The 16,370-nt window shown below is 74.5% G+C and carries 15 protein-coding genes and 1 pseudogene; 8 read left to right on the forward strand and 8 right to left on the reverse strand.

Annotation, left to right across the window (positions count from 1 at the left end; translation table 11 throughout):
- Positions 1-54 precede the first annotated feature (54 nt).
- From OTB16_RS06665 to OTB16_RS06675, 3 genes and pseudogenes are all read right to left on the reverse strand, one after another.
- Positions 55-672, reverse strand: a complete 618-nt coding sequence (locus OTB16_RS06665) for a cytochrome b/b6 domain-containing protein (protein WP_267718968.1) — start codon at positions 670-672, stop codon at positions 55-57.
- Positions 656-1,309: a molybdopterin-dependent oxidoreductase gene (locus OTB16_RS06670; protein ID WP_267719231.1), complete on the reverse strand. Its 654-nt coding sequence runs from the start codon at positions 1,307-1,309 to the stop codon at positions 656-658. The genes OTB16_RS06665 and OTB16_RS06670 overlap by 17 nt, the downstream gene beginning before the upstream one ends.
- Before the next feature lie 179 nt (positions 1,310-1,488).
- Positions 1,489-2,046 (reverse strand): annotated as a pseudogene (locus tag OTB16_RS06675) (LLM class flavin-dependent oxidoreductase); the annotation flags it as partial.
- A gap of 56 nt (positions 2,047-2,102) precedes the next feature.
- On the opposite strand from OTB16_RS06675, the gene OTB16_RS06680 reads away from it, so the two are divergent.
- The gene (locus OTB16_RS06680) at positions 2,103-2,264 is read left to right on the forward strand and encodes a cupin domain-containing protein (protein WP_267719233.1); all 162 of its coding nucleotides are present in this window, start codon (positions 2,103-2,105) and stop codon (positions 2,262-2,264) included.
- A 45-nt stretch (positions 2,265-2,309) separates the two neighbouring features.
- Here OTB16_RS06680 and OTB16_RS06685 read toward each other — a convergent pair whose 3' ends face one another.
- The 3 genes from OTB16_RS06685 to OTB16_RS06695 form a co-directional block, all read right to left on the reverse strand.
- Positions 2,310-3,185, reverse strand: a complete 876-nt coding sequence (locus OTB16_RS06685; protein WP_267718969.1) for an NlpC/P60 family protein — start codon at positions 3,183-3,185, stop codon at positions 2,310-2,312.
- A 161-nt stretch (positions 3,186-3,346) separates the two neighbouring features.
- The gene (locus OTB16_RS06690; RefSeq protein ID WP_267718970.1) at positions 3,347-7,324 is read right to left on the reverse strand and encodes an nSTAND1 domain-containing NTPase; all 3,978 of its coding nucleotides are present in this window, start codon (positions 7,322-7,324) and stop codon (positions 3,347-3,349) included.
- Between the two features lie 150 nt (positions 7,325-7,474).
- Positions 7,475-7,837 (reverse strand): hypothetical protein, encoded by a 363-nt coding sequence (locus tag OTB16_RS06695; RefSeq protein WP_267718972.1) that lies wholly within the window; start codon positions 7,835-7,837, stop codon positions 7,475-7,477.
- A 291-nt stretch (positions 7,838-8,128) separates the two neighbouring features.
- Between OTB16_RS06695 and OTB16_RS06700 the strand changes: the two genes are divergently transcribed.
- Positions 8,129-9,193, forward strand: a complete 1,065-nt coding sequence (locus OTB16_RS06700) for a right-handed parallel beta-helix repeat-containing protein (RefSeq protein ID WP_267718973.1) — start codon at positions 8,129-8,131, stop codon at positions 9,191-9,193.
- Positions 9,194-9,241: 48 nt separating this feature from the next.
- Entirely contained in the window at positions 9,242-10,309 is a 1,068-nt protein-coding gene (locus tag OTB16_RS06705; protein WP_267718974.1) for a methyltransferase, read from the forward strand.
- A gap of 125 nt (positions 10,310-10,434) precedes the next feature.
- Here OTB16_RS06705 and OTB16_RS06710 read toward each other — a convergent pair whose 3' ends face one another.
- On the reverse strand, positions 10,435-10,692 hold the full coding sequence (locus OTB16_RS06710; RefSeq protein ID WP_267718975.1) for an acyl carrier protein: 258 nt from the start codon (positions 10,690-10,692) through the stop codon (positions 10,435-10,437).
- Between the two features lie 10 nt (positions 10,693-10,702).
- Positions 10,703-11,857 (reverse strand): SchA/CurD-like domain-containing protein, encoded by a 1,155-nt coding sequence (locus tag OTB16_RS06715; protein ID WP_267718976.1) that lies wholly within the window; start codon positions 11,855-11,857, stop codon positions 10,703-10,705.
- A 230-nt stretch (positions 11,858-12,087) separates the two neighbouring features.
- Here OTB16_RS06715 and OTB16_RS06720 point away from each other — a divergent pair, with 230 nt between their 5' ends.
- The 5 genes from OTB16_RS06720 (at position 12,088) to OTB16_RS06740 (ending at position 16,099) form a co-directional block, all read left to right on the forward strand.
- A complete protein-coding gene (locus tag OTB16_RS06720) occupies positions 12,088-13,719 on the forward strand; it encodes an FAD-dependent oxidoreductase (protein WP_267718977.1) in 1,632 nt (543 codons plus the stop codon).
- Positions 13,720-13,896: 177 nt separating this feature from the next.
- Entirely contained in the window at positions 13,897-14,325 is a 429-nt protein-coding gene (locus tag OTB16_RS06725) for a hypothetical protein (protein ID WP_267718978.1), read from the forward strand.
- Positions 14,319-14,552 carry a helix-turn-helix transcriptional regulator gene (locus OTB16_RS06730; protein ID WP_267718979.1) on the forward strand — a complete coding sequence of 78 codons (234 nt, stop codon included), beginning with the start codon at positions 14,319-14,321 and terminating at the stop codon, positions 14,550-14,552. Before OTB16_RS06725 ends, OTB16_RS06730 begins: the two co-directional genes overlap by 7 nt.
- Entirely contained in the window at positions 14,549-15,529 is a 981-nt protein-coding gene (locus tag OTB16_RS06735; RefSeq protein WP_267718980.1) for an NAD(P)-dependent alcohol dehydrogenase, read from the forward strand. The genes OTB16_RS06730 and OTB16_RS06735 overlap by 4 nt, the downstream gene beginning before the upstream one ends.
- A gap of 243 nt (positions 15,530-15,772) precedes the next feature.
- Positions 15,773-16,099 (forward strand): putative quinol monooxygenase, encoded by a 327-nt coding sequence (locus tag OTB16_RS06740; RefSeq protein WP_267718982.1) that lies wholly within the window; start codon positions 15,773-15,775, stop codon positions 16,097-16,099.
- Positions 16,100-16,370 lie beyond the last annotated feature (271 nt).

Here is a 16,370-nt window from a genome sequence, read left to right on the forward strand (position 1 = left end):
GTGCCGCCCTTCCCTGCGCCCGCCCCGCGCGCGGGAGCCCGTACGCCGGCCCGGTCACCGGTCGGAGTGCTCCCACAGCGGGTGCTCGCGGGCGGCCCACCCACGCTCCACGGAGCCGGTGCGCATGCCGCGCCGGGCCTCCGGGTCGGCCAGGGCCTTGCCGATGTGACCGGCGAGGACCACGGCCAGGGCGAGGGCCAGCCAGTCGTGGACGAAGGTGGCGCCGGTCCGCCAGACGAGCGGGGCGAGGCCGGTGAACCACATCAGCAGCCCCGTGCCGAGCATCACGAGCACGGCCCCGGCCAGCCAGCCCGCGTACACCTTCTGCCCGGCGTTGAACTTGCCGGCGGGCCGGGGCCCGCGCTCGCGGCGCAGCGCCGAGCGCAGCCACTGCCGGTCGTGCGGCCCGAACCGGTTCAGCCGGCGCAGGTCGGCGCGGAAGGCGCGGGAGACGAGCCCGAGCAGGAAGGGGAGCGGGATCAGCAGCCCGGACCACTCGTGGACGAGGACCACCAGACGGCGCCGGCCCACCAGCTCCGCGAGCGGCGGCAGGTAGAGGCAGGCGGCCGAGGCGACGCAGACCAGGGCCAGCCACGCCGTCGTCCGGTGGACCCAGCGCTGGCCCGCGGTGAACCGGCGCACGCGCGCCGGGCGTTCAGGCGGTGGGGGCATCGTCGCGTCCGTTCGAGCGGCCGACCCAGGCGTCGACGTCGTAGCCGAGGCGTTCCCAGTAGCCCGGTTCGACCCGGTCGGTCAGGGTGATGCCGGAGAGCCACTTCGCCGACTTGTAGAAGTACATCGGGGCGACGTACAGGCGCACCGGACCGCCGTGGCTGTGGCCCAGCGGCCGGTCCTGCATCCGCAGCGCCACCAGGACGTCGTCCCGCCGCGCCTGCGCGAGCGTGAGGCTCTCGGTGTACGTGCCGTCGAAGCAGTCGAAGCGCACGGCCCGGGCCTCGGGGCGCACCCCGGCGGCGTCGAGCAGCCGGGACAGCGGGACGCCCTCGAAGGGGGTGGAGGGGACGCGCCAGCCGGTCACGCACTGGACGTCGCGGACCAGCCGGGTCTGCGGGAGCCCCCGCAGGGCGTCCAGGGAGTACGTCGCCGGGCGCTCGACCAGGCCGTCCACGGTGAGCCGGTAGTCCTGCGGGCCGAGCTCGGGGACGGAGGAGGCCACCGAGTAGTAGCGGAACCCGCCGCCGTTCGGCAGCAGCCCGGTCAGCCCGGTGGGGTCCCGGCCGGCGACGGCTTCGACGCCGCGCTGCAGGAGGGGGGCGGCGACCAGCCCGGCGGCCCCGAGGCCGAGCATGCCCAGGACGAGGCGGCGCCCGACCGGCGCGCCCCGGCCGTCGGGATCCCCGGGGTCCGTGCGTTCTTCTGTGCTCACCCGTCGATTCGACCACCGCCGCACGCCCCGGCGCCAGGGGCCGCGGCGGACCGTCAGATTTCCGTCACACCTTCCCGCCGTCACCGGGGCGAGCGCCCCCGTCAGCGGCGCGCCCACTCCTCGGCCAGCAGCTCGTAGGACCGGACCCGGTCCGCGTGCTCGTGCGTGATCGTCGTGATCAGCAGCTCGTCGGCCCCCGTGGCCTCCTGAAGCCGCTCCAGATGGTCCGCGACCGTCCGCGCCGAGCCCGTGAACTGCGTGTCCACCCGGTCGGCGACCAGGTCCCGGTCCGCGTCCGTCCAGGGCAGCCGGCGGGCCTCGTCCGGGGACGGGAAGGGGATGGCGCCCTCGGCGGTCCGGATGCTGCGCACCCACGGCGCGTACCCGGTGGCCAGCTCGCGCGCCGTCTCGTCGTCCTCGGCCACCACCACGTCGGCGGACACCGTCAGGTACGGCCGGTCCAGCTCGGCGGACGGCTTGAACGCCGCCCGGTAGCCCTCGGCCGCCTCCAGCACCGAAACCGGGCTGACGTGGTAGTTCGCCGCGAACCGCAGCCCGTTGCGGCCGGCGGCCTCCGCGCTCGTCCCGCCGCTGCTGCCCAGGATCCACACCTGTACGTCGGCCCCCTCACCGGGGACGGCGTGCGCCTCCACCCCCTCCCTTCGAGCCCGGCCGGGGCGAGCGCGGCTGGTTCGAGCACCCCGGCGAGGACTTCCTGTACGTACTGGAGGGCGAGATCGTCCTGGAGGTCGAGGGCGAGGAACCCCTGCCACTGCGCGCCGGCCAGAGCGCCCACCACCGCGGCGAGGTCCCGCACCGGTGCCGCCTGGGCGGCCCGGACGGGGCCCGCACGCTCCTGGTCATCGCGGGATCCTGACTGGCCCCTGCCGCTCCGGCGCCGCCCCGGGGCCCCCGCCACACGCTACGGTGCCTGCGCGTCCGCGCAGTCCGGCACTCCCGGCAGCCACTCCGGCCCCTGGACGTAGATGTTCGTCATCCACGCCCCGTAGTCGGGGAGGTAGGACCACGCGTCGTTCGTGTACCCGTCGGAGGTGACCGGCTCCGCGTGCTTCTGGCAGCCGACGCGGACCTTCGTCGGACCGGGGAACGCGTACACGCGGGCCGCCTTCGCCGACGGTCCCGCCTTGGTCCACACCCCCGTGCCCCAGGTCGTGAACACGTGCCCGGTCACGGGCCCGGGGTCGATGCGCACGGCGCCGTGGTAGTCGCCGCCGAGCCGGACGTCACTGACCATCAGCTTGGTGCCGGACTGGCGCGCCTCGGCCATCTTGCCCGCGCCCAGGTACACGGCGATGTGGTGCAGGTCCTGCGGGGTGCCCCAGACCAGCAGGTCCCCGGGGAGCAGCGGGCCCAGTCCCTGCCCGGCGCCGAAGCGGGCCTCGGCGCGGGTCGTGTAGTGCTGCGCGCTCGCCACCCCGTTCAGGATGTCCGCCCCGGCCGCCTGCGCCCAGGCGTGCCGGACCAGGCCCGAGCAGTCGAAGCCCAGTCGCTCGGGGTCGTGTTCGCTGGCCGGGTCGGTCGGGTCGACCTGCCCGTACGTGGGGCCCGGGCGGGCGCCGTGCCCGCCGCCCCACGTGTACCAGACGTCGGCGTCGACCTGGGCGCAGGCCGCGGCCACCGCCCGCTCGGCGGCCGGCGAGGCCCCCGGGGCGCGGACGGCACAGGCCCCGGCGACCGTGCCGCCCGCGGCGGCCGCCGCCGGTGGGGCCGGAGCCCAGAGCAGGACGGCCAGCAACGCGGTGACCGCGCCCGGCAGTCCGGATCGGCGGAGGTACATGTGAGGGCCTCGTTTCGTGGTGCGGTGGATGGCAGCAGCCTGCCCGCGGCGGGCCCCGCCCGGGGAGGGGCGGGCGCGGCCCTGTCCGGACGGGCAACGGGAAACACCCCGGGAAACCCCCGCCGAGCAGGGCGTTCACCGGATCCCGTCCGGGGCCGTGTTCAGCCCCGCGGGCAGCCGGGGTCCCGGGGGACGGCCACCGCGGGTGCCGGTGCCCGCGGCTCGGTCGCGGGGCCGCCCGCGGCCAGTCGGCACAGCTCGGCCAGCCGGGCCCGCACGTCCAGGTCCCACAGCCGTACGGTGCCGTCGGTGCTGCTGCTCGCGACGGTCCGGCCGTCGGGCGCGAAGACGACCCCCCACACCGCGTTCCCGTGCCCGGCCAGCGCCGCCACCGCCCGTCGCCCGGCCACGTCCCAGAGCCGCACCGTACGGTCGTTGCCGCTGCTCGCCAGGGTCCGTCCGTCGGGGGAGAAGGCGATGCCCCGCGCGGAGCCGGTGTGCCCGGACAGCGCCGCGTCGAAGCGGTGGCTCCGGGCGTCCCACAGCCGTACGGTGCCGTCGTTGCCGCTGCTCGCGAGGGTCCGCCCGTCCGGGCTGAAGGCCACGGCGCGGACCGCGCCCGTATGACCGGTCAGCGTGTCCAGCGGACCACGCGCCGCCACGTCCCACAGCCGTACCGTCAGATCGTCCCCGGCGCTCGCCAGCGTGCGCCCGTCGGGGCTGAACACCACGCAGTTGGCGAAGTCCGTGTGCCCGGCCAGGAGGGCCAGCGGGCGGCGCGCGGCCACGTCCCACAACCGGATCGTCCCGTCCGATCCGGCCGAGGCCAGGGTCCTGCCGTCGGGGGAGAACGCCACCGAGAACACGGTGCCGCCCAGGCTGGTGAGGATCCCGGCCGGGGCGCGCGCGGCCACGTCCCACAGCCGGACCGTGCCGTCCGATCCGGCCGAGGCCAGGGTCCTGCCGTCGGGGGAGAACGCCACCGAGAACACGGTCTCGCCGTGCCCGGTGAAGGTGGCCAGGACCCGCCGCCCCGCCACGTCCCACAGCCGTACCGTGTGGTCCGCCTGCGCGGTGGCCAGCAGCTTTCCGTCCCGGCTGTACGCGGCGTGCCAGATCTCCGTGAACGGGCGCGCGGTCAGCACCGGCCCCCGCAGGTCCCACAGGACCACCGACTGGTCGAACCCGGCCGTGGCCAGCAGCGTCCCGCCCGAGTCCACGGCCACGCCGAGCACGTAGTCGGTGTGCCCCGCGAACGTCGCCGTCGGCCGGCCGCCGCGCGCGTCCCACAGCTGGGTCGTCCCGTCGCCGCCCGCGCTGACCACCGTCGTCCCGTCGGGCGTGTAGGCGACCCCGTTGACGTCGTCGCTGTGCCCGCTCAGCGTCGCCGTCGCCCGGCGGCCCGCCACGTCCCACAGCCGTACGGTCCGGTCGACGCCCCCGGTGGCGACCGTCCGCCCGTCCGGTGCGAACGCCGCCCCCAGCACCTCGTCGGAGTGCCCGTACAGGACGGCTGTTTCGCGGGCGCCCGGCCGCTCCCGGCCGGGGTCCGGGGACGGGTCCCACAGCCGTACGGTCCGGTCGGCGCCGGCCGACACCAGCGTCCGGCCGTCCGGGGCGTACGCCAGCGCGTTGACCCGCCCGGTGTGTCCGGTCAGCGTCCCCACGACCCGGTGCTCCCCGCCGGTCTCCCACAGCAGGACCGTCCCGTCGGAGGCCGCGACGGCCAGGGTCCGCCCGTCGGGAGCGAACGCCAAGGCGCGGGCGCCCGCCGTGACCGCCGGGAGCAGGGTCACCGCCGACCGTCCGGAGGTGTCCCAGACCCGGGCCGGACCGTCCGTGGACGCGGCCGCGAGCGTCCGGCCGCCGGGGCCGAAGGCGACCGCGCGCACCCGCCCGGGCAGGGTGAAGGCCGCCGTGGTCCGGTGGTCGGACAACCGGCGCAGCGCCACCCGGCCGTCCGAACCGGCCGTCGCCAGCACGGAGTCGTCGGGGGAGAAGGCCACCGCGTTGACCGGCCCGTCGTGCCCGCCGAGCCGGGTGACGAACGGCTGGGACTGCGTGCTCAGCAGTGCCCCCCGCGCCTCGGCCGTCGGCTCGGTCCGGTACGCCTGGCCGGCCAGCAGCATCGAGCCCTCCGGCTGCCCGGCGGCGAGCGCGGCGGACTGCAGGGCCAGCGCCCGCGAACGGGCCACGCGTTCCTGGCCGAGCGCGGCCGTGCGCTCCTGGTACGCCAGGCCGCCCGCGCCCACCGCCAGGACCAGCAGGACCAGCAGCGTGGCCAGCATCCGCTGGCGGAGCCGGACCTGACGCCGCGCCTGCCGCCGCCGGCCGTCCTCCACGGCCCGGCTGGCCCGCAGGAACGCCTCCTCCGCGGTGCCCAGCCGGCTCCGGCCGTCCAGCTCGTCCGCCCAGGAGCGGGCGGTGTCCAGCCTGGTCCCGCGGTAGAGGGCGGACGGGTCGCGCCCCTCGCGCTCCCATTCGGCGGCCGCGTGGGCCAGCTGCTGGTGGATCAGCAGGCCGGCCCGGTCGGCGTGGATCCAGCCGCGCAGCCGCGGCCAGGCGTGCAGCAGCGCCTCGTGGGTGATCTCCACGGTGTCCCGGTCCATGGTGACCAGCCGGGCCCGGACGAAGGGGTCCAGCGCGGCCGCCGCCCGGTCCGCGCCGTCGGGCGGCCCCAGCAGCGCGGCCCGGGCGACCCGGCGCCGCGTCGCGACCGCCCCGTCGGCGACGTGCACCAGCCGTACCAGCACACGGCGGATCGTCTTCTGCTCGGCCGGGTACAGCCGCGCGAACACGGTCTCGGCCGTGCGCGCGACCGCCCCCTGGATGCCGCCGGCCTTCTCGTACCCGGCGACGGTCAGCGTGTCGCCCGTACGCTCCTGCCAGGTGGCCCGCAGCGTGTGGGAGACCAGCGGCAGCGCGCCGGAGGGCGTGCGGTCGGAGGCGTCGCCGCGCAGCCCGGCGTCACGCAGCAGCAGCGGGACCAGGCCCGGCTCCAGCGTGACGCCCGCGAGCTCCGCCGGGCGCGTGACGGACGCCCGCAGCTCCGCCACGGACATCGGGGGCAGGACGAACAGACCCTCGGTGAAGGCCGCGGCGAGCTCCGGGAGCTCCATGCAGCTCCCGGAGAAGTCGGCCCGTACGCCGAGGACCACGACGGCGGGATCCTGCCCGGCCGCCGCCGCCCGGGAGGCGCTCGACACGCAGGAGAGCACCCGTACGAAGGCCCGGCGCTCGTTCTCGTCGGAGCAGAGGGTGAACAGCTCCTCGAACTGGTCGACGAGCAGCACGGGCCGCACCGGCGGCGAAGCGGAATCACCCGGACGAGCGTCGTCAGACCACCGGCTGACGGCCTCCAGCAGCACCTCGGGCCGCTCCCGCACCTCCCGTACGGTGATCCCCGGATCGCCGCCCAGCACCTTCGCGGTACGGTCCAGCAGCTCTTCCAGCGGATGCGCGGTCGGAGTGAACCGGACCACCGGCCACGCGTCGGCGCCCGGCATCGGGAACCCGCCGGGGCGCCGGAAGGCCGGCACCAGACCCGCGTTGAGCAGGGAGGACTTGCCCGCTCCGGAGGGGGCGACCAGGAGGAGCGGGCCGCTGCCGACGCGCTCGAAGACCCGCTCGACCAGCTCGGCCGTCGCCCGCTCCCGGCCGAAGAACCACCCCGCGTCCCGCGCGGTGAAGGCGGGCAGCCCCCGGTAGGGGCAGTCGCCGGCGGGTGAGGGCGCGGCCCCCGCGGGCCGCGGGCCGGGCACGGCCCCGGGCGGGCCCGTCTCCCGGACCAGCCGCAGCAGTTCGCCGCCCGCCCGCAGCACCTCGTCGCAGCGCCGGGCGACGTCGGGGGTCGCGGGCTTCGCGCCGGTCTCGATCTTGCTGAGGTAGCCCTTGCTGTAGTGCGTCCGCCGGGCCAGATCGGCCAGCGACAGGCCGCGCTCCCCGCGCAGGCTCCTCAGGCGGGCCGGGAAGGCCACGGCGTCGCCGTCGGATGCCTCGCGCCGGTGACCGATGGGCTCGGTGCGGTCGGCGTTCTCGGCGTTCTCGGCGGTGTCAGGGTGGTCGGTGTGGTCGGTGTCTTCAGTGGGTCGGCTTTTCCGCCGGTGGTCCGGATCCGGATGCCCCAAAACATCCCCCATGGCAGAGCGCGCCCAGGCTGTGAGATGGCACGGCCCAGGCTACAGCGGGGGTGTGACGGGGAGTCGGACCTCGCGTCCGGTATGACGAGAACAGGAACGTCCGGAGCCGCGGCCGGGCGGCTCCGGAACCTGTTCCCCGGGGGCGGGGTGCTACGGGTTGAGCCGGATCGAGTTGATCGGGCCGAGGTCGGCGTACACACCGGTCTTGGCCGCGATGGGGCTGCCGCAGCCCGCGCCGTTGTAGCCGGTGCACAGGTTCGCGGTCGCACCGCCGTACTGGTTGTTCAGCACCCAGTGGCGGCCGAACTGGTTGCTCAGGTTGTGCGCCCCGTACTTGTAGAACACGTGGGTCGGCTTCACGGCCGGGTTCTGGTTCTGGGGGTAGATGCAGACCGCCCCGTCGGGGCAGCCCGCCCACGCGTCGGCGGGCTTCGCCTCGACCGTCCCGCTGAGCGCGATCACGGCTGCGGCGGCGGTGGCGACGGCGGCGGCGCCGCGGATCATCTTGCGCATGATTTCCCCTCGTGGGTCTTGCCTCGTGCTGACCACCTCAGCCTGTCCCGGCAGGGCACCGGGGTCGACGGGTTTCCTGTTGCCCCTCGGCCGCCCCCGCCGGGAAACCCCCCGTGACCAGGCCCTTCCCCGGCGCGCGGTCAACAGCCCGGGGTGGGCGCCGGCCGCCCCGGCGGGGAGGAGGGCCGGGCCACTCCTCCGGGCGCCAAAATGAAGCCGTTTGCGCGCGGTATGTATCCATCCGCTTACCCGGTGTGGCGGGAGGCGGTGATCGCCCCTAGCTTCGGCTAGGTGACGAACCGACAGTTCAACAGCCTCGCATGCATCTCCGTCGTCATTGCCGCGGGCCTCGGCCTGGTCGCGCCGCCCGCGGCCGCCGCCGGCCACACGGTGCATCCGGGCGAGTCGATCCAGGAAGCGGTGGACGCCGCACGGCCGGGAGACAGCATCTTCGTGCTGGCCGGCACCTATCGCGAGAGCGTGAACATCACCAAGCCCCTGACCCTGCGGGGAGCGGGCCCCACGACGGTGATCACGCCGCCGGCCCCGGCCGCCGTCCGCGCGGACAACGCCTGCGCGACGTCCGGCAACGGAATCTGCGTCATAGGAGCCGCCGAGAAGACCGTCGGCCGGGTGAGCATCCGCTCCCTCACCGTGACGGGCTTCAAGAAGAGCGGCATCTGGGCCTCCCGCACCGACCGGATGCGCGTCGAGCGCGTCGTCGCCGAGAAGAACGGCACCTGGGGCATCGCGCAGGAGCGCTCCACCCGAGGGGTGTTCCGCTCCAACACGGCCCGCGACAACGCGGAGTCCGGCATCTTCCTCGCGAACACCATCGACCGCGAGGGCGGCGCCACCGACACCCGGGGCGCCGTGGTCCGCGACAACACGCTGACCGGCAACCGCATCGGAGTGACGGTCAGGCGCGTCCGGAACCTCTCGGTCAACGACAACATCCTGACCGGCAACTGCGGCGGCGTGTTCGTCGTCGGCGACGAGGGCGACCCCGGCGCCGGCGACATGACCATCCGCGGCAACCGCATCCACGCGAACAACAAGTTCTGCCGCGGCAACAGCCGCCTCCCGGACATCCAGGGCGCCGGCATCGTCCTCACCGGAGCCGAGGAGACGGTCATCCGCGGCAACTCCGTCCGGGACAACGTGGGCGCCGCGCCGATCTCCGGCGGAATCCTGCTGTTCAAGAGCTTCGTCGGCGCCCAGAACACCGACAACGTCGTCAAGGACAACGTCGTGACGGGCAACAAGCCCGCCGACCTGGCCAACCAGGGAACCGGAAGCGGCAACACGTTCCTCGGCAACCGCTGCCAGGTCTCCGCGCCCGCGGGCATGTGCTGACCCCCCGTCTCCCGTCGCTTCCCGTCCCCCCCGGAGGATCGAGGCCGTATGACCACGCTGAGCACCACCCCGGCCACCACCCCCACCGTTCCCGTTCCCGCCCACACCCCCCAGCCGGCCATGCGGCTGCGCGAGCTCGTCTTCGGTACCGCGTGCGCCGCCGCCGTCCGTGCGGCGGCCCGCCTCGGAGTGGCCGACGCCCTGGGCGACGAGCCCGCCACCGCGGCCGGGCTCGCGGCGGCGGTGGACGCCGAGCCGCAGCCCCTGCACCGCCTGCTCCGCGCCCTGACCTGCTACGGGATCTTCGCGGAGACGGAGGACGGCGCCTTCGTCCACACGGAGATGTCGAGGCTGCTGCGCGAGGACGACCCGCACAGCCTGCGCTCCATCTCCCTGTGGTGCACGGAGCCCTGGACCTGGGAGGCCTGGCCGCGGCTCGACGACGCCGTGCGCTCCGGCGGGAGCGTCTTCCAGGACCTCTACGGCAAGGGGTTCTTCGAGTACCTGCACCAGGACGCGCACGAGTCGGCCCACGTCTTCAACCGGGCGATGACCACCTCCAGCACGCAGTCGGCGCTGGACGTCGCGGAGCTCCTCGACCTCACCGGCGTCTCGGTGGTCGCGGACATCGGCGGCGGCCAGGGGCACGTCCTGGCGAGCCTGCTGGAGAAGCACCCGCGGGTACGGGGCGTCCTGCTCGACCTGCCGGGCGTGGTGGCGAAGGCAGACCCCCGGCTGCGGGACGGCGGACCGCTCGCCGACCGGGCCGGCATCGTCCCCGGGGACTGCCGCGAGGCGATCCCGGTCGACGCCGACCTCTACATCATCAAGAACATCCTGGAGTGGGACGACGAGAGCACGCGCAGGACCCTGCGCAACGTCCGCGGCGCGGCCCGGCCCGGCGCCAGGGTCGTCATCATCGAGAACCTCGTGGACGACAGCCCGTCGATGAAGTTCACCACCGCCATGGACCTGCTGCTCCTGCTCAACGTCGGGGGTGCCAAGCACACCAAGGAGAGCCTGGTCAGCCGGATGACGGAAGCCGGCCTGGTGGTCGGCGAGATCCGACCGGTCAACGCGTACCTGCACGCCTTCGAGTGCACCGTGCCCGAGTAGGGCATCAGGGCCGGGCACCGCCACCGCCCGTACGCCCGACCACGAGGCCCGACCACGACGCCTCGGGACCGGCGCGACGCCGGTCCCGGGGCGCGGGCACGTGGTGCCGGGCGGTGAGCGGCGCGTCAGCTCCCGGCCGGCAGGGAGCTGTTGACCAGGTCGATGAACTCCCGTGGCGACTTGCAGCGGTCCGCGTCGGGCGGCAGGGGCCGGCTGTGCCGGTTCTCCAGCTCGCCGACGATGCCCAGCAGCCCGAGGGAGTCCAGGCCCCACTCGTCGAAGCCCGAGTCGGGGCGGCTCGCCATGGCGACGGGGTCGACGGTGATGCCCGCGCCCTTCTTCATCAGCACGGCCAGCTCTTCGATGGTCAGTTGAACGGTCATGGCGGTCTCCTCAGAATTGCGCCGGCGGACGCCGGTCGGTGATCAGGCGCATCTCGGAGCGCGCCAGGAATCGGGAGATCTCCTCGTCGGTGGTGGGGACGCCGTCCTTGGCGCTGTCGAGGAGCCGGGCGAGCACGGCCGCCTTGTGGCCGCCCTGGACGCCGAGCGCGTGGGCGGGCCGCGCGTCGATGGGGCCGCTCAGGTCGAGGAGCCGGACGACGACATCGTCGCGCTGGAAGACCGTGCTGGCCTCGATGGGGCTCGCGGGGTCGTCCACGGCGCCCTCGTCCTGGCCGGCCAGCAGCCGGGCGAGGGCCGCGCCGCACCCGGCCTTCGCGGGGTAGAAGAGCGCGTGCCGCCGCAGGTCCGCCGGTTCCCGCCCGGCGGCCGCCACGTGGTGCACCGCGGGGAGCGCGGCGCGGGTGACGAACTCCCGCGCGGACGCCGGGTCGGTCAGGTCCCGGTCCAGCTCCAGGTACGGGTTGACGGCCTCCTCGACCGCCCTGACCTCGGGCTGGCAGGACACGTGACGCAGCGCCGCGAGGAGGTCCCCCTCCACCTCGACCGCCCGTACGACGCGGTTGCCGTGCATGAACAGCGAGGTGCGGCGCAGCCGGGTGTGCTCGTCGACCCGGGCCTGCGGGGAGGCGTACCCGGCCAGCAGCTTCGCGACCACGGCCTCACTGCCCGGCTTCACGGTGAAGGTCAGGGCGTGGCGCACCACGCCGTCGCCGCGCCGGGGGGCGGTCTGGAGCCGCCCGTCGCGGCGGTCCGCGGCCGCCGCCGCTTCGGCGAAGGGGCCGCCCGGCACCGGTACGGAGGACCTGCCGGTCTCCCGCAGCACGCTGAAGCGCAGCGATCGGGTGTCCCGTACGCATCCGTGGAGCGGCTGGACCGTCGCGACGTGCGCCTCGCTGCTCACCCAGGCGAGGAAGGGCTGCGCGCTCTCCCACTCACTGGTGATGAGCCACTGGGAGGGGTTCTCGATCGACTGGCACAGCTCGTCGCTGATGTGTCCCGGGACGGACGAGACCTGCCTGCGCAGCTGCTCGTACACCTCCAGGAACTGGTTCTGGGCCCCGTCGTAGAGATCCAGCAGCAGTACGACCCGCAGCCTGGAGTCGTCGAAGGCGGACTGGGATATCCGTTCCGACAAAGTTGTCATCGTTCTCACTCCTTCGAGACCACGTGGTCGCCGCATTCCCTGAGGCGTCGTCGGTCCTCGGTGGCATCCGCCTGGGTGGTCCACCCGCGGATGCGGTCGGTCAGCCCCCCGGAACGCGGGTCGCGCCACCCGAACCGATCGTTGTCCCGTAGTGCGATCGGCGCGAGAGGGGAGAACCAAGCGGGTGAACGCGCGAGGGAAGACCCCCCGCCCAGGGCATGAAGGAACCCATGAAGGAAAACGTCGACCACCACGTGCCCGTCCTCATCGTGGGCGGCTCCCTGGTGGGCCTGTGCACCTCGCTGTTCCTGGGCCGCCACGGCATCAGGCACATGCTGGTCGAGAAGCACGGGGGCACCTCGCTGCACCCGCGCGGACGCGGCATCAACGTACGGACGATGGAGCTGTTCCGGGTCGCGGGCGTCGAGGCGCGGATCCGCGACGCCGCTTCGGTCCTGGCCGACAACCGCGGCATCCTGCAGGGCGGCTCCCTGACCGGCGACGACCAGGAATGGCTGTTCGAGGAGATCGACCCCGGGGGAGCGCTCGCGCGCTTCAGCCCCTCGGCGTGGTGCCTGTGCAGCCAGAACGACATCGAGCCGGTCCTGATGTCCGTGACCCCCACGCTCGGCGCCGACCTGCGCTACGCCACCGAGCTCCAGTCCTTCGACCCGGACGCGACCGGCGTGACCGCGCACATGAAGAACCGGGACACCGGAGAGCACCTGACGGTGCGCGCGGACTACCTGGTCGCCGCGGACGGCCCGCGCAGCCCCGTACGGGAACAGCTCCGCATCGGGCAGAGCGGTTCCGGCGACCTCTTCCACAACGTGAGCATCACCTTCCGCTCCCGCGGCCTCGCGGAGGTGGTCGGCGACCGGCGCTTCATCGTCTGCTACCTCACCAAACCCGACGCGGACGGTGCCCTGCTCCCCGTCGACAACGCCGAGCGGTGGGTCTTCCACGCACCGTTGCACCCGGACCGGGGCGAGACCACGGAGGACTTCACCGACGAGCGCTGCGTCGCGCACATCCGGCGCGCGATCGGCGCTCCCGACCTGGACGTCGAGATCACCGGGAAGGCGCCCTGGCACGCCGCCGAGCGGGTCGCGCGCCGGTACGGGTCGGGCCGGGTCTTCCTCGCGGGCGACTCCGCCCACGAGATGTCCCCGACCGGGGCGTTCGGCTCCAACACCGGCATCCAGGACGCGCACAACCTCGCCTGGAAGCTCGCGGCGGTGCTGAACGGCACGGCCGGACCGCGGCTGCTCGACTCGTACGAGGCCGAGCGGCTGCCGGTGGCGCGGGCGACGAGCGAGCGCGCCTCGGCCCGCTCGGCGGAGCACAGCCATCCCGGGTACGAGCCCGCCCCCGAGACGCGCGGCGGCCGGCCCGGCGGGGTCCTGAAGGTGGCCATGGGCTACCGCTACACCCGGGGCGCCGTGCTGGGCACCGACCCCGCGCTGCCGGTGGTCCCGGACCGGCTCCAGCTGTCGGGGGAACCCGGAACCCGGGCCCCGCACCTGTGGCTGACCGGGCCCGAAGGTTGCAAGTCCACCGTCGACCTCTACGAGCGGTCCTTCGTACTGCTCGCCTCCGAGGGCGCCCCCTGGCGCGACGCGGCCCGCAGGGTCGCCGCCCAGACGGGCATGCCCCTGGTGGCGTACGCGCTCGGCACCGGGCCCGACGCCGACCTGACCCCGGAGGGCGGGGCCGACTGGGCCGAGGCCCACGGCGTGACCCCGTCCGGCGCGGTCCTCGTCCGCCCGGACGGCTTCGTGGCCTGGCGGGTGGCGCAGTCCGTGGGGGACCCGGAGGCCGTTCTCCACGAGGTGCTGGGCCGGCTGCTCGGCCTGGACTGAGACCCGGGCGGGAGCCGCCGCCGAAGCCGTCCCGGTCCCGCGCTGTGTGGGGGACCGGGACGGCTTCGCTGCGTCCGTGCCCCTCCCTTCGGTCGGTGTACAGAAAACTTGACACGAAGTCGCTCCTGCTTGACACTCCACAGTGTCAAGCATTCTTTACATGCAAGGGGAGCGGACGTGGCAGTCGAAGAGAAACGTGCCTGGACCATGCTGGGGGTCGCGATTGCCGCCTACGGGGTCTACCTGGTCCTCGTACTCGACCGCCCGGCGGGCGTACCCCTCGCCGAAGCGCCCTACGCCGCCGCGCTGCTGTGGACGGTCGGCGCGGCGATCGTCGCCCAGATCGTCCTGCACGTCGTGGTCGCCGCCCTCTCGCCCGCGGAGGAGAACATCAAGGACCAGCGCGACCGGGAGATCCACCGCTTCGGCGAGTACGTGGGCCACTCCTTCGTCGTGATCGGTGGCGTGGCCGGCCTGCTGCTGGCCATGGCCGACGCCGACCAGTTCTGGATCGCCAACGCCATCTACCTGGCGTTCGTCCTGTCCTCCGTCCTGTCGTCCGCGGCCAAACTCGTCTCCTACCGGCTGGGATTCCACCCGTGGTGAAGTCGACGAGGGTCACCAACACGATCCGCGCCCTGCGCTTCGCCCACGGCGAGATGACCCAGGCCGAACTCGCCCGCCGGATCGGCGTCAGCCGCCAGACCGTGATCGCCATCGAGCAGGGCCGCTACTCGCCCTCCCTGGAGATGGCCTTCCAGATCGCCCGCGTGTTCGCGGCGCCGCTCGACAGCGTGTTCCAGTACCCGGACCCTGAAGGAGACACCCCATGAAGGCGATCGTCCACGACGTCTACGGACCGCCCGACGTCCTGCGCCCCGCGGAGCGGGAACAGCCCGTACCCGGCCGGGGCGAGGTCCTCGTACGGGTCCACGCCGCCGGCGTCGACCCCGGGGTCTGGCACCTCACCGCGGGGATGCCCTACCTGATCCGCGCCGCGGGCTTCGGACTGCGCAGGCCCAACAACCAGGTCCGGGGCATCGACGTCGCCGGACGCGTGGCGGCCGTCGGGCCCGGCGTGACCCGGCTGCGGGTGGGCGACGAGGTCTACGGCGGCTGCGCCGGCGCGTTCGCCGAGTACGCCCGCGCCAAGGAGGGCCAGCTCGCGCCCAAGCCGACCACCCTGGGCTTCGAGGAGGCGGCCGCCGTCCCCGTCTCCGCGTGCACCGCCCTCAAGGCCCTGCGCGACGTCGGCCGGCTGTCGGCCGGCCAGAGCGTCCTCGTCCTCGGCGCGTCGGGCGGGGTCGGCACCTTCGCCGTCCAGCTGGCCAAGGCCCTCGGGGCGCGGGTCACCGGCGTGTGCAGCCCGGGCAAGGCCGACCTGGTCCGCTCGATCGGCGCCGACGAGGTCCTCGACTACACGAGCCAGGACCCCACCGACGGCACCCGTCGCCACGACCTCGTCCTCGACATCGCGGGCAACCGCTCCCTCACGGCCCTGCGCAGGTCCCTCACGCCCCGCGGCACCCTCGTCATCGTCGGCGGCGAGGGCGGCGGCCGCTGGATCGGCGGGAACGACCGGCAGCTGCGGGCCCTCCTGCTGTCGCCGTTCACCGGCCACCGGCTCCGGGCGCTCGCGGCCGGCGTGCGCCACGAGGACCTGCTGGCCCTCACCGGGTTCATCGAGGCGGGCTCGGTCACCCCGGTCGTCGACCGGGTCCACCCGCTGGACGAGGTCCCCGAGGCCGTACGCCGCCTGCGGGCGGGCCAGGTGCGCGGCAAGACGGTCGTCACCGTCGGCGCCGGGTGAACGACGCCGGGCCGGCCTTCCCCGGGCCGGCCCCCGTGGACCGGCCCCCGTGGACCGGCCCCCGTGGACCGGCCCCCGTGGACCGGCCCCCGTGGACCGGCCCCCGTGGACCGGCCCCCGTGGACCGGCCCCCGTGGACCGGCCCCCGTGGACCGGCCCCCGTGGGCCGGCGCCCGGGGAGGCGCCCGCCGGAGGGGGTGACCTGATGTGCGCCGCCGGGCGGTTCCTGGCAGGCTGGCCCGCATGATCTTCATCGCCGTCAGGTTCGACGTCCGCCCCGAGCACAGCGACGACTGGCTCGCCCTCGTCGACGACTTCACCCGTGCCACCCGCGACGAGCCGGGCAACCTCTTCTTCGACTGGTCGCGCGGCGTCGAGGACCCGAACAGCTTCACGCTGCTGGAGGCCTTCGCCGACGCCGACGCGGGCGCCGCCCACGTGGAGTCGGCCCACTTCCGGGCCGGCATGGAGACGCTGGCCGGCGCCATCGCCAGGACCCCGGAGGTCATCAACGTCGAGGTACCCGGCCAGGGCTGGAGCGCCATGGCCGAACTGACCCCCCGCGGCTGAGCCGTCCGGACGCGGCGGCTCAGGGGCCTTCCAGCAGCCGGGCCGCCATCTCCCGCATCTCGATCTTGCGGATCTTGCTGGTGACCGTCATGGGGGACCCGTCCACGACGTGGACGTAGCGCGGGACCTTGAAGTGCGCGCCGCCGCGTGGTGAGCCGGCCGGAGAAGGCGCCCCGGCAGCGCGGGGTGACGGAGAGCGGCATGAAGGCCGTGCTCATCGCCTCGCCCCAGTACGCGCCGCGGTCGTGATCCGGTACGGAATCGGTCGTGA

Origin of the sequence: Streptomyces antarcticus (genome assembly GCF_026627255.1) — a bacterium.
GTDB classification, from domain to species: Bacteria; Actinomycetota; Actinomycetes; order Streptomycetales; family Streptomycetaceae; genus Streptomyces; species Streptomyces antarcticus.